Source organism: Frondihabitans sp. PhB188 (assembly GCF_003752365.1).
GTDB lineage: Bacteria > Actinomycetota > Actinomycetes > Actinomycetales > Microbacteriaceae > Frondihabitans.
The window spans coordinates 1-14,770 of record NZ_RJUO01000003.1; the positions used below are offsets into that span (position 1 = coordinate 1).

Sequence of the window (14,770 nt, forward strand, 5' to 3'; positions counted from 1 at the left end):
AAGGACCAAACGCACCCGAAACCCGACGATCTAAACCATCTTCGCCCGAGGCAACTTTGAAACCTTATCCACCCGATCGGGCCCTGTCAAACCCGTTCTTGCGAACGTTTCCGACTGGACTTCGGCCCCTCGAGATGAGGTGCCGCTTGCAAGCTGTGCTTGCCAGGTGAAGAGTTGCAACCTTACTCACAATCATCTCGACTTGCAAGCAAGGAGATGAGGAGCAGGTGTCCCGCTTGAGGAAGGTTGAACTGGATCAGATCCAGGCCCGTTTCCGTTCCTTTGGGGTGACAAGAGAAAACAATACGTGCGGGTCGCAGATGCGGCAAATCCTGCGTGCATCTCGGGCGTGTCGCACGCTACTCCCCCGTAATCCCGGGCGTCAGGCCTGGACGGTGATGCCCGCGAGGGTCTTCTTGCCTCGGCGGAGCACGGCGTGACCACCAGACAGGGTGAGGCTCGCGATGTCCGTCGCCTCATCGGCGACCCGCTCATTGTTCACGTAGACGCCTCCCTCGGCCGTCGCCCTCCGGGCAGCACCCAGCGAGGCGACGAGCTCGGTCGCCACGAGTGCCTGCGACACCGTGGTCCCGGGAGCGACGGTCGCGTGCGGCAACTCGGCGATCGCCGAAGCGAGCACGTCGGCCGGCAGCAGGGCGAGATCGCCCTGGCCGAACAGCGCGGCGGACGCATCGATGGCGGCCTGGGCGGCGTCGTGACCGTGAACGAGTGCGGTCACCTCGTACGCGAGGCGCTTCTGGGCTTCGCGCGCGAAGGGCCGGGCTTCGACCTGGTCGGCGAGTTCCTGCACCTGAGCCTTCGTGAGGAACGTGAATATCTTGAGCCGATCGACGACGTCGGCGTCGTCTTGGTTGAGCCAGAATTGGTAGAAGGCGTAGGGCGAGGTCATCTCGGGGTCGAGCCAGATGGCGTTGCCCTCGCTCTTGCCGAACTTGGTGCCATCGGAGTTCGTGATGAGCGGCGTGCCGATGGCATGCACCGACACCCCCTCCGAGCGACGGATCAGGTCGGTTCCGCTGGTCAGGTTGCCCCACTGGTCGCTCCCGCCGGTCTGGAGCACGCACCCGTAGGCGCGGTACAGCTCGCGGAAGTCGAGACCCTGCAGGATCTGGTAGCTGAACTCCGTGTAGCTGATGCCTGCATCCGAGTTGAGACGCGCCGACACGGCGTCTTTCTTGAGCATCGTGCCGACGCGGAAGTTCTTGCCGATGTCGCGAAGGAACTCGATGGCGCTGAGCGGCTCGGTCCAGTCGAGGTTGTTGACGATGCGGAGGGCGTTGTCGCCCTCGGACGACAGGAACTTCTCGACGTGCACCCGGATCCTGTCGACCCACTCCGCCGTCTGCTCGCGCGACTTGAGGACGCGTTCGGCCGTGGGACGCGGATCGCCGATGAGACCGGTCGAGCCGCCGACGAGGCCGAGCGGCTTGTGGCCCGCGAGCTGGAGGCGCCGCATCACGAGCAGCTGCACGAGATTGCCGAGGTGCAGGCTGGGGGCCGTCGGGTCGAAGCCGCAGTAGTACGTGATCGCCTCGCCGCCTAGCAGCTCGCGGAGAGCCTCCTGGTCGGTCGAGACATGGACGAGCCCGCGATAGACCAGTTCGTCCCACACGTTGTCGAACTCGGGATCGTTGGATTGGGTGGCCAGGATGTCGGCCGTCGTCAGACTCGTCACCCGACAACTTTAGCCGCGGCGGCGACTCACGGCGGCGCGGTACGCCGACACGGTCGGATCGTCGGCGATCCAGAACCGCCAGGGGAAGGCATCGGTGCCGGCGTGGCCGGAGACCCCGACGCGGGGGCCGGTGGTTCCTGCGACCGGTTCTCTCGGCAGGTCGAGCGAGAACGGAGGTGTCGCGATCGACGAGCCGTCGTCGGACAGCTCGATGCCGAGGGCTGATCCGAGCCGTCCAGGTCCTTTCGCGAGCTCGATGTCGGTGCGGGCCGTCGGGCGCCGCGACCTCGCGACATCGAGGCCGTCGATGACTTCGCCCGACCGCAGCAGGCATCCCGACGCGTAGCCCTCCGGGCCGCAGACGATGTTGAGGCAGCGGTGGATTCCGTACGACAGGTACACGTACAGGGTTCCCGGGCCGCCCCAGAGGCTGGCGCTGCGCTCGGTGAACCCGCGGTGCGCGTGCGAGCCGGGGTCCTGGCCCTGGCCGTGATACGCCTCGACCTCGGTGATCCGCACCGCCACCTCGCCCGCCCGGAACACAGCGCCGAGCAGCAGCGGCGCCGCCTCGAGCGCGGGGCGGGCGAGCGGGTGGGGTTCCACGACGGAGCGTCTCAGAGGAAGCGCTGCCCGGTCGCGATCGTGTAGACGATCGCGGCGACCACGACGACGACCGCGATCGCGATGATGATGCGGAGGAGCCAGGGCCGCGTGGAACGGGTGTCGTCGGTCATCGTCACACGGCCTTCGGGTCGAGTTCGGCGACCAGGGCGCGCACCTGAGCGGTGAGCGAAGCCAGCTGCTCGGCCACGCGCACCGGAGCGGTGCCGCCGACGCCGTCACGGCTCGCGATCGAGCCCTCGACGGTCAGCACGGTTCGGATGCTCGGCGTGAGATGCTCCGAGACGGCGGCGTACTGCTCGTCGGTCGGCTCGTCGAGGTCGAGGCCGTGGGTCTCGCAGAACTGCACGAGCGACCCGCTGATCTCGTGGGCGTCGCGGAACGGCACCCCCTGCTTGACCAGCCACTCGGCGACGTCGGTCGCCAGAGAGAAACCCTGCGGAGCCAGCTCTGCGAGACGCTCCGTGTCGAACTCGAGCGTCGCGATCATGCCGGTGAACGCCGGCAAGAGCACCTCGAGCTGAGTGACGGTGTCGAAGACGGGCTCTTTGTCTTCTTGAAGGTCGCGGTTGTACGCCAGGGGCAATCCCTTGAACGTCGCGAGGAGACCGGTCAGGTTGCCGATCAGGCGGCCCGACTTGCCGCGCGCGAGCTCGGCGATGTCGGGGTTCTTCTTCTGAGGCATGATCGACGATCCGGTGGAGTAGCCGTCGTGCAGCTTCACGAAGCCGAACTCGCGGGTGTTCCAGATGATCACCTCTTCGGCCAGGCGCGAGAGGTCGATGCCGATCGACGCCGTGACGAAGGCGAACTCGGCGACCGCGTCGCGCGAGGCGGTGGCGTCGATCGAGTTCTCGGTCGTGCGGTCGAAGCCCAGCTCGCGGGCGACGAGCGCCGGGTCGAGTCCGAGCGACGAGCCGGCCAGGGCACCCGAGCCGTAGGGCGACGCGGCAGCTCGTCGCGACCAGTCGCGCAGGCGCTCGAGATCGCGGACCAGGGGCCAGGCGTGCGCGAGCAGGTGGTGCGCGAGCAGCACGGGCTGAGCGTGCTGGAGGTGCGTGCGACCGGGCATCACGGCCCTCTGATTGGCGCTCGCCTGTCCGGCGATCGCGTCGATCAGGTCGGTGACCTGGTGCGCGATGACCTGGCCGTGGTCGCGCAGGTACATCCGCACGAGGGTGGCGATCTGGTCGTTGCGGCTGCGGCCGGCGCGGAGCTTGCCGCCCAGCTCGGGCCCGGCGATCGACATGAGATGCCGCTCCAGCGCGGAGTGCACGTCTTCGTCCGACGCGGCCGCCGTGTAGGTGCCGTCGGCGACCCCGGCCTCGAGGGTGTCGAGGGCCCCCAGCATCCCGCCCAGCTCGGACTCGTCGAGATAGCCGGCCGCAGCCAGAGCTTTAGCGTGCGCACGCGATCCGGCAATGTCGTACGGGTACAGCTGCCAGTCGAACTGCGTCGACTTGCTCAGCGCCTGCAGCTCCGGGCTCGGACCCGACGCGAAGCGACCGCCCCAGAGAGCGCCTGCCTCGGCCGCGCGATTGCCCCCGGTCGTCATTCCTGCTCCAGCAGCCACGTGAGGAGGGCCTTCTGGGCGTGCAGACGGTTCTCGGCCTCGTCCCAGATCACGCTGCGCGGGCCGTCGATGACGTCGGCCTCCACCTCGTAGCCGCGGTCGGCCGGAAGGCAGTGCAAGAAGATCGCGTCGTCGTCGGCGTGCGCCATGAGCGCGTGGTCGACCTTGTACGAGCCGAAGGTCGCGACGCGGTGCGCCTTCTCGTCTTCCTTGCCCATCGACACCCAGGTGTCGGTCACGACGATGTCGGCGCCGGCGACGGCCTCGACCGCGTCGGTGACGACGACGGCCGATCCGCCGTTCACGGCGGCGATGCGCTGGGCATCCTCGAGAACAGCAGTCTCGGGCAGGAACTCCTCCGGGGCCCCGATCCGCACGTGCATGCCCGCCGTCGCTCCCGCCAGCAGGTACGACTGCGCCATGTTGCAGCGCCCGTCACCGACGAACGCCACCGTCAGGCCGGCGAGCGTGCCCTTCTGCTCGCGGATGGTCAGCAGGTCGGCGAGCAGCTGGCACGGGTGGAAGTCGTCCGACAGCGCGTTGACGACGGGAACCGTCGTGCCCTCGGCCATCTCCTCGAGGCCGGCCTGGCCGTAGGTGCGCCACACGATCGCGGCGACCTGGCGCTCGAGCACGCGAGCGGTGTCGCTCGGCGTCTCCTTGCCGCCGAGCTGGCTCGACGCGGTGGCGATGATGAGCGGCACTCCCCCGAGGTCGGCGATGCCGACAGCGAACGAGACGCGAGTGCGGGTCGACGACTTGTCGAAGATCACGGCGACGGTCTGCGGGCCCGCGAGCGGGCGCGCTGAGTACCGGTCGGCCTTCAGTTTCTGGGCGAGGTCGAGAACGGCGCTCTGCTCGGCCTGCGTGAGGTCGTCGTCGCGGAGGAAGTGGCGGGTCATTCGAGACCTTTCAGAACGGAGGAGAAGATCTCGACGAACTCGGCGATCTCGGCGTCGCCGACGATCAGAGGCGGCGCGATGCGGATGCTGGAGTCGTTGGCGGCGTTCACGATGAGGCCGGCCTCGAGGCAGCGCGCGTTGATCTCGTTCGCGATCGGCTCGTGGAGCCCCACGCCGATCAGGAGCCCCCGACCGCGGACCTCCTTGACCAGCGGCGACCCGATGGCCTCGATCGCGGCTCGGATCTCCGCACCGCGGCGTGCTGCGTTGCCGACCAGGTCGGATGCCTCGATCTCGCCGAGCACGGCGACCGCCGCACTGGTCGCGAACGGGTTGCCACCGAAGGTCGAGCCGTGCTGGCCGGCCTCGAACAGGTCGCTGGTGTCGCCGAAGGTGACGAGTGCGCCGATCGGGATGCCTCCGGCGATGCCCTTGGCGATGGTGACCGCATCGGGCACGATGTCGAACTGCTGGAAGGTGAACCAGGTGCCCGTGCGGCCGACGCCGGTCTGGATCTCGTCGAGGATCAGCAGAGCGCCGTGCTTGGCGGTGAGCTCGCGCGCGGCCTTGAGGTAGCCCTCGGGCAGGTCGACCACCCCGGCCTCGCCCTTGATCGGCTCGATGATCAAGCCGGCGACGGTGTCGTCCATCGCCTGCTCGAGCGCCTCGATGGACGTCTCGATGTGCTCGACGCCCGGGAGCATCGGCTCGAACGGCTCGCGCAGAGCCGGCTTGCCGGTGAGGGCGAGCGCACCCATGGTGCGGCCGTGGAAGGCGCTCTGAAGCGCGAGGATGCGGGTCTTCCTGCCGTCGGCGCCCTTGTTGAGACGGAACAGCTTGAAGGCCGCCTCGTTCGCCTCGGCCCCGGAGTTGCCGTAGTAGACGCGGCCGCGGTCGCCCGCACCGGTGATGCGCTTGAGCAGCTCGGCGAGCTCGACCTGCGACGGCGAGGCGAAGTAGTTGGAGACGTGGATGAGCGTCGCAGCCTGCTTCGAGACCGCGTCGACCAGCACGGGGTGCGCGTGGCCGAGCGCATTGACGGCGATGCCGGCGAGGAAGTCGAGATAGCGCTTCCCGTCGACGTCCCAGACCTGGCAGCCCTGGCCCCGCTCGAGCATGACCTTGGGGGTCGAGAGGCTCTTCATGATGGAGTCACCGAATCGGCGCTGCCACGTGCCTTCGGTTGTCGGTGTGGTCGTGGTCATGACTGTCCTCTCTTCTGATCTGCCTGGGGTGGCTGGTGCGGCAGGGCGGTCTTCGCCTTGCCGTTGGGGATGACCTCGGTGCCCGCACCACGCTGGGTGAAGATCTCGAGGAGGATGGAGTGCGGGATGCGGCCGTCGATGATGGTCGCCCCGCCGACGCCCGCGACGACGGCGTCGAGGCAGGCGGTCATCTTGGGGATCATGCCGCTCTCGAGGCTCGGCAGCATCTCGGTCAGCTCGTCGACCGTGATCAGCGCGACGAGCGAGGCGCGGTTCGGCCAGTCGGCGTAGAGGCCGGGCACGTCCGTCAGCATGATCAGCTTCGACGCCTGGAGCGCGATGGCCAGAGCTGCGGCCGCTGCGTCGGCATTCACGTTGAGGGCCGAGTCGCGATCCATGTCGTTGACGGCGATGGACGAGACGACGGGGATCCTGCCGGCCTCGATCTCGGCGAGCACGCGCGACGGGTCGACGCTCGTGATGTCGCCGACGTGGCCGAGATCGAACGTCTCGCCGTCGACCTCGACGCCGCGCACGTGCCCCTCGAAGAGGCGCGCGGAGTCGGTGCCGTCGCTGAACACGCCCCGCGCGAGGTCGCCGTGCTCGTTCATCATGTCGACGATCTCGCGGTTGACCTCGCCGGCCAGCACATCGCGGACCACCGAGATGGCCTCGGTCGTCGTCACGCGGTAGCCACCGCGGAACTCGGACTCGATGCCGGCCGCCTTGAGCGCCGCCGAGATCTGCGGACCGCCGCCGTGGACGACGACAGGGTGCAGGCCGACCGTGCGCAGGTAGACCATGTCTTCGGCGAAGGCGCGCTTGAGATCGTCGTTCACCATGGCGTTGCCGCCGAACTTCACGACCACGACGCGGTCACGGTAGTTGAGCAGCCAGGGGAGCGACTCGATGAGCGTCGCCGCCTTGACGGCAGCCAGGTCTTGCTCGCGGCGCATGGCCTGTTCGGTATCCATGCCGCTCAGCTCGAGTACGCGCTGTTCTCATGCACGTAGTCGTGCGTGAGATCGTTCGTCAGGATCGTCGCCCGTGACTGACCCGCGTGCAGGTCGAGCTCGATGCGGAGGGCGCGGGGGGTCATGTCGACCTCGGTCACCGGGCGGTCGGGAGCACCCTCGGCGCAGAGCCGGACGCCGTTGAACGACACGTCGACGTCGTACGGGTCGAATTCGGCGCTCGTCGTGCCGATCGCCGCGAGCACGCGTCCCCAGTTCGGATCGTTGCCGAAGACGGCGGCCATCAGGAGGTTGCTCCGGGCCAGCGAGCGGCCGACCTCGACGGCGTCCTCCTCGGTGACGGCGCCCGAGACGTCGATCGTGATGTCGTGCGAGGCGCCCTCGGCATCGCCCTGGAGCTGCGCGGCCAGATCGGCGCAGAGCTCGGTGACGGCGGCGGCGAGCTCGTCCGGCGACGGCGTGACGCCCGACTCGCCGCTGGCCAGGAGAACGACCGTGTCGTTCGTCGACATGCAGCCGTCGGAGTCGAGGCGGTCGAAGGTGACGCGGGTCGCCTGCCGGAGTGCTGCGTCCAGCTCTCGGGCCGAGGCATCGGCGTCGGTCGTCAGGACGACCAGCATCGTCGCGAGGCCGGGGGCCAGCATGCCGGCGCCCTTCGCCATCCCGCCGACGACCCAGCCGTCGCCGTGCACGACCGCCTGCTTGGGGTGGGTGTCGGTCGTCATGATGGCGGTGGCGGCAGCGAGACCGCCATCGGCCGTGAGCTCGGACGCGGCCGCTCTCGTGCCCGCCAGGACCTTGTCGCGGAAGACCTGGTCGCCGACGCCGATGAGCCCCGTCGAGCAGACGATCACGTCGCCCGCCGAGACGTCGAGCACCTCGGCTGCCAGCTCGGCCGTCTGGTGGGTGGTCTGGAAGCCGAACGGGCCCGTGAAGCAGTTGGCCCCGCCCGAGTTGAGGATCACCGCGCGGGCCTGGCCGTCGGCCACGACCTGCTGCGACCAGACGACGGGGTGCGCCTTCGCTCGGTTGCTGGTGAAGACGCCGGCGACTGCCGCGCTGCGACCCGTGTTGACGACGAGCGCCACGTCGGGCCTGCCCGTCGACTTGAGACCGGCTGCGACTCCCGCGGCCTGGAAGCCCTGCGCTGCTGTGACGCTCACGGGGCGACTCCGTTCATGGTGAGGCCGAGCGTCTCGGGAAGGCCGAGCGCGATGTTGGCCGACTGGACGGCGGCGCCTGCGGTGCCTTTGACCAGGTTGTCGAGCGCGCTGATCGCGACGAGGCGACCCGCGGCCTCGTCGACGGCGAGGCCGATGAGACAGGTGTTGGCCCCGACTGTGTCGGCGACACGGGGGTACTCCCCCGCCGGGAGCACGTGCACGAAGGGCTCGTCGCCGTACGCGAGCTCGTAGGCGCGGCGGACGTCCGACTCGGTGACGCCGGGTGCGAGCTTGGCGGTCGTGGTCGCGAGGATGCCGCGCGACATCGGCACGAGCACCGGGGTGAACGACAGGCTCACGCGCGTGGCGCCGGCCACCCGGAGATTCTGCTGCGTCTCGGGGATGTGCCGGTGGCTGCCGCCCACGCCGTACGCAGAGGCGGAGCCCATCAGCTCGCTGGCCAGCAGGTGCGGCTTGAGCGACTTGCCGGCCCCCGACGGGCCCACGGCCAGGACGGCGACGATGTCGTCGGCCTCGACCAGGCCGGCCTCGACGGCGGGTGCCAGCCCCAGCGACATGGCCGTGACATTGCACCCGGGAACCGCGATGCGCTTCGTGCCCTCGAGCTCGCCGCGCTGCTTGCCCCCGCCGGAGTGGATGAGCTCGGGCATGCCGTAGCTCCAGGCGCCGTAGAACTCGCCGCCGTAGAACGCCGCCCAGTCCGCCTCGCTCCTGAGGCGGTGGTCGGCGCCGCAGTCGACGACCAGCGTCCCCTCGGGCAGCTCGGCCGTGATCTCACCCGACTTGCCGTGCGGCAGGGCGAGGAAGACGACATCGTGGCCCGCAAGGTTTTCGGCCGTGGTCGTGACGAGTGTCAGGTGCGCGAGCGATCGCAGGTGCGGCTGCGCCGCGAGGAGCGGCTGGCCGGCGTTCGTGAATGCGGTGACCGTGGTCACCTCGAATTCGGGGTGCTGACTGAGGATGCGGAGGAGTTCCCCACCGGCGTAACCGCTTGCGCCTGCAACGGCGACGGATAAAGGCATGCTTCTACCCTAATGTTCGACTGGACGATGACGGGGCGGCGGCGCCTCGCGACGGTCAGTCGCGGAGCGTCGCCCCGAATCGCTCGCCAGCGAGACGCACGGAGCCCTGCTTGGCCTCGGAGGCTTCGGCAGCGGTCAGAGTGCGGTCGGTCGCGCGGAAGCGCAGCGCGAACGTGAGGGACTTCGAGCCCTCATCGATGCCTTCGCCGCGGTAGTCGTCCACGAGGCGAGCATACTCGAGAAGCTCGCCGGCACCGGACACGACGGCCTCGAGCACCTCGCCGGCCGGGGCATCGGCCCCGACGACGAGCGACAGGTCTTGAGTCGCGACCGGGTACGCCGATATCGGCACCGGAGCCGGCTCCACCCGCGCCAGGGCCATGACACGGTCGAGATCGAGCTCGGCGACGACGACTCCGCGCGGCAGGTCGAGGTCGGCCGCCACCGCCGGCAGCAGCTCGCCGGCGACGCCGACGACCTCGCCTGCAACGATCAGCTCGGCCGTCCGGCCGGGGTGCAGCGAGACGTGGCGACCCTGACGGACGCTCACCTCGGCCGCGACCTGGCGGACGGCGGTGCGGACATCGTCGAGCACGTCGGCGAGGTCGGCCGACTGGGCCGCCTGACCGGGCTGGCGCTCGACTGTAGAACCGGAGCGCAGGAACGCGAGATGCCTGGGCTGGCTCGGAAGGCCGGCATTCAGCGCCGCAAGGGTCTCGTCGTCGGGGCGGGCGGCGCCGACGGGGATGAAGTCGGTCCCGGTCGAAGCGCCGGGCTTCACGTAGAAGACCGAGCCCGACTCGTACAGCGCCAGGTCGAGCAGGCCGCGCGACAGGTTGCGTCGGGCGGTGTCGAGCAGCCCGGGGATCAACGACATGCGCATCTCGGCGGCATCGGTGTCGAGCGGGTTGGCCAGCGTGACCGGCGTCGCCGCATCGGGGCCGTCGAGCACGGGCGAGAACGCGGCGTTGCGGGCGGGTGCGACGAAGGGGTACGCGAAGACCTCGGTGAGACCCGATGCCGCAAGGCCCGCCGAGACAGCGCGACGCAGCGACTGCTCGCGCGTCAGGCCTCGCCCGGGAGGAGCGACAGGAAGGACAGACGGGATGCGGTCGTAGCCGGTGATCCGCGCGACCTCCTCGACGAGGTCGGCCGAGGTGAGGAGGTCGGGTCGCCAGGTCGGCGGGGTGACGGTGAAGCTGCCGTCGGCGGGCTCGACCGCGGCGCCGATGGCCAGGAGGCTCTCTTCCACCTCGGCCGTCGTGTAGTCCACGCCCATCATGCGACCGGCGCGGTCTTCGGCGAGGAAGATCGCCGACGGCGCGATGGAGACGTCGTAGACGGAGCCGAGCGTGTCGGCGGTGCCGCCGGCGAGCTCGACGAGGAGCTGGACGGCGCGCTCGGCAGCGGGACGGCTGACCGCCGGGTCGACGCCGCGCTCGAAGCGGCGCGAGGCCTCGCTCGGGAGCTTCTGGCGGCGCGCGGTGCGAGCGATGCTGATCGGCTCGAAGGTCGCGGCCTCGACCACGACGTCGGTCGTGGTAGGCGAGACCTCGGTGCGCTCACCCCCCATGACACCGGCGAGGCCGATCGGGCCGTCGTCGTCCGTGATGAGGAGGTCTTCGACGTCGAGCGCGCGGTCTCTCCCGTCGAGAGTGGTGAGGTGCTCCCCCGCGTTCGCGCGGCGCACCGTGAATCCTCCGGCGACGGTGGCCAGATCGTAGGCGTGCAGCGGCTGGCCGGTCTCGAGCATCACGTAGTTGGTGATGTCGACGGGCAGGCTGATCGAGCGGATGCCGGCGAGGCGGAGGCGCGAGCGCATCCACGGCGGTGTCGGGCGCGACGCGTCGATGCCGCGGACGACCGCGGTGATGAACGTGCTGACTCCGGCGCGGCCGCGGACTGGTGCCCCGTCGGCGACGTCGACGCGGAAACCCTGCCGGGCGACGGGCGACTGCGCGTCAGCCGGATCGCGGTACGCGGCTCCGGTCGAGTGCGAGTACTCGCGGGCGACGCCGCGGATGCTGAACGCGTAGCCGCGGTCGGGCGTGACGTTGATCTCGACGGCGGCGTCGTCGAGCCCGAGCAGCGGGATCGCATCGGTGCCGACCTCGGGATCGAGACCCAGGTCTTTCAGCAGGAGGATGCCGTCGTGCTCCTCGCCGAGACCGAGCTCGCGCGTCGACGCCATCATGCCGTCGGACACGTGGCCGTACGTCTTGCGCGCGGCGATCGGGAACGGCCCGGGCAGCACGGCGCCGGGCAGGGATACGACGACCTTGTCGCCGACGGCGAAGTTGTGGGCGCCGCAGACGATGCCGCGCACGTCGGCCTCGTCGCTGGCGTGGTCCGGGCCGACTGCGATGCGGCACCAGTTGATGGTCTTGCCGTTCGACTGCGGCTCGGGCGTGAACTCGAGGACCTGCCCGACGACCAGGGGACCGGTCACCTCGGAGAGGTGCACGTCTTCTTCTTCGAAGCCGACGGCGACGAGGGCCTCGTGGACGTGCTCGAGCGTGACGTCGTCGGGAAGGTCGACGTACTCGCCGAGCCAGGAGAGAGGGACGCGCATCAGACCACCATTCCGAACTGCTCACTGAAGCGGACGTCGCCCTCGACCATGTCGCGCATGTCGTTCAGGTCGTTGCGGAACTGAAGCGTGCGCTCGACACCCATGCCGAAGGCGAAGCCCTGGTACTCGTCGGGGTCGAGACCCGCCGAGCGGAGGACGTTGGGGTTCACCATGCCGCAGCCGCCCCACTCGACCCAGCGGGCACCGCCCTTGGCGTTCGGCTGCCAGACGTCCATCTCGGCGCTGGGCTCGGTGAAGGGGAAGTAGTTGGGGCGCAGGCGAATCTGCGCGTCGGGGCCGAACATCTGGCGCGCGAGGTGCTCGAGGGTGCCGCGGAGGTGCGCCATCGTGAGACCGCGGTCGATGGCGATGGCCTCGATCTGGGTGAAGACGGGCGTGTGCGTGGCGTCGAGCTCGTCGGTGCGGAAGACACGGCCGGTCGCGACGTTGTAGACCGGCACGCCCTTCGCGAGCAGCGTGCGGATCTGCACCGGCGACGTGTGCGTGCGCAGGAGCAGGTGCTGGTCGACGGGCTCGACGAAGAAGGTGTCTTGCATGGCGCGGGCCGGGTGGTCGGCGTCGAAGTTGAGGGCGTCGAAGTTGAACCACTCGTGCTCGAGCTCCGGGCCGTCGGACAGCTCCCAGCCCATGGCGATGAAGATGTCGGCCATCTTCTCCTGGAGCAGGCTCAGCGGGTGACGGCTGCCCTGGGTACGACGGACCGGCAGCGCCGTCACGTCGATCCGCTCGGACTCCAGGCGCGCGGCCTCCTCCACAGCGGCGAGGGCCTCCTCGCGTGCGGCGACCGCCTGGTTGACACGGCCCCGGGCCGCGCCCATCAGCTTGCCGGCCGACGCCTTCTGGTCGTTCGGCAGCGAGCGGAGGCCGGCGTTCATTCGCGCCAGCGACGACTGCTCGCCGGTGTGCTCGCCGCGCACCGTCTTCAGCTCGGCGACGGTCGAGGCCGCCTCGACGGCCGCGAGGGCCGCGGCGACGGCGCTCTCGACGGTGGATTCGGTGATGGCTGGCGTGTCTGACACGAGAAGCAAGCCTACCGAACGGGGGCAGACGGTCGGTTCAGTTCCTGCCCCCGTTCTGTGAGGAGTCGGATCACGCGGGCCGTCGTCGCGATGAAGCCCCGACGCGCCTCGTCCGCCGCGACCCGCATCATGCGCCAGCCGTCGTCGGCGAAGCGCTCGGAGCGCCCGAGGTCTTTGTGCCACTGGTCGCGGTCGGTGCGGTGATGGTCGCCCTCGTACTCGATCGCCAGCCGCTCGCGTCCGTAGACGAGGTCGGCCTGGCCGAGGAAGACACCTGCCGCCGAGTGCACCTCGGCATTGAGGAACGGCATGCGGGCTCCCGCCCGAACGAGAGCGAGTCGAAGAGCAGTCTCTTGCGGCGACCGCGACCCCTCGCGAACGTCGACGAAAGCGCGCCGCACCTTCGCGAGGCCGCGTCGCCCCGCGACGCGGCCGATCTCGGCAGCGAGGTCATCTCGAGTCGACGCCAGGCCGTACGGATCGCAGACGGCGTCGCCCGCCGCTATCAGCTCGTCGATCGTGAGGAACGGACCAAGGGAGGCCCACGTCTCGAGCGGATCGGAGACGCGGATTTCCTCCACGTACTCAGGCGGCCCCGAGGTCGACGATCGATGCCCGATCACGTTTCTCGCGCGGACACTGCGGTCGGACCCCGGCAGGGTCACGTGGACTTCGGCGGAGTCGCTCAGACGCCGAGGGAGCGGCAGGCCCCACAGGGCGGCCGCCGTCACGTGGCTCAACCGGGCGTCAGGGGCCATCGACGTGGCGTAGGCGTGGGCTGCCGCCACCGCGGTCGTGACGGGAGCGACGCTTCGCGCGCCGAAGAACGGCGTGTGCAGCCCCGGCGAGCGGAGGACGCGCGGCGTCACGCGGTGGGCGAGCGCCTCGCGCGTCGAGAACGGTCGGCTGGAGAACGGGGACGGAAGCGGCGGCGGAGTCGGCATGCGTCCAGGCTCGTCGCTGGCGCGGCCCGCTGGCGGCGGCCTGACGCATCTGTGGAGAGTCAGCGCCGCGTCGGCACCTGTGGAGAGGGGGACGAGGAGGAGGACGCAGCGGCGAGAGTGCGATCGTTGTCGAAATTGGGCCGGTTTCTGACGAAGATCGCACTCTCGGCAAGGGGGGCGGCGGAGGGGGCGGCGCGGCGGAGGGCGCGGGGCGACGGCGGCGAACGGCGCGGCTAGCTGCGCTGCGCGAACGCGCTCTCGTAGAGGCAGACGGACGCGGCCGTCGCGAGGTTCATGCTCTCGGCGTGGCCGTAGATCGGCACGACGACAGCCCGGTCGGCTTTAGCGAGATCCTCGTCGCTGAGGCCGCGGGCCTCGTTGCCGAACAGCCAGGCCGTCGGGGCGGCGAGGATGCCCTCCTTGCGCGCTTCCAGGAGGTCGCCGCCCTTGACGTCGGCGGCCAGCACCTGAAGCCCCGCCTGCGTGGCCAGCGCCAGCACGGCTGGGAGCTCGATGCCGACGGCCACGGGCACGTGGAACAGCGAGCCGGTGGTCGCTCGCACCACCTTCGGGTTGTACAGGTCGACGCTGCGGCCGGTCATGATGACGGCGTCGGCTCCGGCGGCGTCGGCCGCGCGGATGATGGTGCCCGCGTTGCCGGGGTCGCGCACTTCTTCGAGGATCGCCACGAGGCGCACCTCGGAGTCGCCGAAGATGTCTTTCACGCTGGTCGGGAACTGGCGGCAGACCGCCACGAGGCCCTGCGGCGTGACCGTGTCGGCCATCGTCGCGAGGACGTCCTCGGAGACGAACTCGATGTCGACGCCAGCGTCGACCGCAGCCTGCGCAAGCTCCGTGTAGCGCTCGAGCGCCGTCGGAGTGGCGAAGAGCTCGACCACCAGCTCGGGCCGGAAGGTCAGGGCCTCCGTGACGGACTGCGGGCCTTCCAACAGAAAGAGCCCGGTCTGGGACCGGGCATCTCTCTTGGCCAGTTTGGCCACCGCGCGCACTCGGGGCGAACGCGGGTTGTCGATCAT

General features: G+C 69.8%; 12 protein-coding genes. All 12 read right to left on the reverse strand.

Features of this window, described 5'->3' with window-relative positions:
• Positions 1 to 382: 382 nt before the first annotated feature.
• The 12 genes from tyrS to EDF46_RS08845 all read right to left on the reverse strand — a co-directional run bounded on the left by tyrS (position 383) and on the right by EDF46_RS08845 (position 14,770).
• Positions 383 to 1,687, reverse strand: a complete 1,305-nt coding sequence (gene tyrS / locus EDF46_RS08790) for a tyrosine--tRNA ligase (RefSeq protein WP_123506486.1) — start codon at positions 1,685 to 1,687, stop codon at positions 383 to 385.
• A gap of 18 nt (positions 1,688 to 1,705) precedes the next feature.
• Positions 1,706 to 2,299, reverse strand: a complete 594-nt coding sequence (locus EDF46_RS08795) for a DNA-3-methyladenine glycosylase (protein ID WP_123505948.1) — start codon at positions 2,297 to 2,299, stop codon at positions 1,706 to 1,708.
• 133 nt (positions 2,300 to 2,432) lie between these two features.
• A complete protein-coding gene (gene argH, locus EDF46_RS08800; RefSeq protein ID WP_123505949.1) occupies positions 2,433 to 3,872 on the reverse strand; it encodes an argininosuccinate lyase in 1,440 nt (479 codons plus the stop codon).
• Positions 3,869 to 4,792 carry an ornithine carbamoyltransferase gene (gene argF, locus EDF46_RS08805; protein WP_123505950.1) on the reverse strand — a complete coding sequence of 308 codons (924 nt, stop codon included), beginning with the start codon at positions 4,790 to 4,792 and terminating at the stop codon, positions 3,869 to 3,871. The genes argH and argF overlap by 4 nt, the downstream gene beginning before the upstream one ends.
• Positions 4,789 to 5,997: an acetylornithine transaminase gene (locus EDF46_RS08810; RefSeq protein WP_123505951.1), complete on the reverse strand. Its 1,209-nt coding sequence runs from the start codon at positions 5,995 to 5,997 to the stop codon at positions 4,789 to 4,791. Before EDF46_RS08810 ends, argF begins: the two co-directional genes overlap by 4 nt.
• Positions 5,994 to 6,971, reverse strand: a complete 978-nt coding sequence (gene argB, locus EDF46_RS08815; protein WP_123505952.1) for an acetylglutamate kinase — start codon at positions 6,969 to 6,971, stop codon at positions 5,994 to 5,996. Before argB ends, EDF46_RS08810 begins: the two co-directional genes overlap by 4 nt.
• Positions 6,972 to 6,976: 5 nt before the next feature.
• Positions 6,977 to 8,134: a bifunctional glutamate N-acetyltransferase/amino-acid acetyltransferase ArgJ gene (gene argJ / locus EDF46_RS08820; protein WP_123505953.1), complete on the reverse strand. Its 1,158-nt coding sequence runs from the start codon at positions 8,132 to 8,134 to the stop codon at positions 6,977 to 6,979.
• Positions 8,131 to 9,177 (reverse strand): N-acetyl-gamma-glutamyl-phosphate reductase, encoded by a 1,047-nt coding sequence (argC, locus tag EDF46_RS08825; RefSeq protein WP_123505954.1) that lies wholly within the window; start codon positions 9,175 to 9,177, stop codon positions 8,131 to 8,133. The genes argJ and argC overlap by 4 nt, the downstream gene beginning before the upstream one ends.
• Before the next feature lie 55 nt (positions 9,178 to 9,232).
• Positions 9,233 to 11,749: a phenylalanine--tRNA ligase subunit beta gene (gene pheT / locus EDF46_RS08830; RefSeq protein WP_123505955.1), complete on the reverse strand. Its 2,517-nt coding sequence runs from the start codon at positions 11,747 to 11,749 to the stop codon at positions 9,233 to 9,235.
• Positions 11,749 to 12,789, reverse strand: coding sequence for a phenylalanine--tRNA ligase subunit alpha (pheS, locus tag EDF46_RS08835; RefSeq protein ID WP_123506487.1), 1,041 nt, complete (start codon positions 12,787 to 12,789; stop codon positions 11,749 to 11,751). Before pheS ends, pheT begins: the two co-directional genes overlap by 1 nt.
• 11 nt (positions 12,790 to 12,800) lie before the next feature.
• Positions 12,801 to 13,733 carry a hypothetical protein gene (locus tag EDF46_RS08840; protein ID WP_123505956.1) on the reverse strand — a complete coding sequence of 311 codons (933 nt, stop codon included), beginning with the start codon at positions 13,731 to 13,733 and terminating at the stop codon, positions 12,801 to 12,803.
• A gap of 233 nt (positions 13,734 to 13,966) precedes the next feature.
• Positions 13,967 to 14,770: an RNA methyltransferase gene (locus EDF46_RS08845; protein ID WP_123506488.1), complete on the reverse strand. Its 804-nt coding sequence runs from the start codon at positions 14,768 to 14,770 to the stop codon at positions 13,967 to 13,969.

Coding starts and splice junctions, on each gene's coding strand:
- argC (WP_123505954.1), bottom strand. CDS start 9,177: ATGCCTTTATCCGTCGCCGTTGCAGGCGCAAGCGGTTACGCCGGTGGG.
- argB (WP_123505952.1), bottom strand. CDS start 6,971: ATGGATACCGAACAGGCCATGCGCCGCGAGCAAGACCTGGCTGCCGTC.
- EDF46_RS08810 (WP_123505951.1), bottom strand. CDS start 5,997: ATGACCACGACCACACCGACAACCGAAGGCACGTGGCAGCGCCGATTC.
- pheT (WP_123505955.1), bottom strand. CDS start 11,749: ATGCGCGTCCCTCTCTCCTGGCTCGGCGAGTACGTCGACCTTCCCGAC.
- argF (WP_123505950.1), bottom strand. CDS start 4,792: ATGACCCGCCACTTCCTCCGCGACGACGACCTCACGCAGGCCGAGCAG.
- EDF46_RS08840 (WP_123505956.1), bottom strand. CDS start 13,733: ATGCCGACTCCGCCGCCGCTTCCGTCCCCGTTCTCCAGCCGACCGTTC.
- argH (WP_123505949.1), bottom strand. CDS start 3,872: ATGACGACCGGGGGCAATCGCGCGGCCGAGGCAGGCGCTCTCTGGGGC.
- EDF46_RS08845 (WP_123506488.1), bottom strand. CDS start 14,770: ATGATCGACAACCCGCGTTCGCCCCGAGTGCGCGCGGTGGCCAAACTG.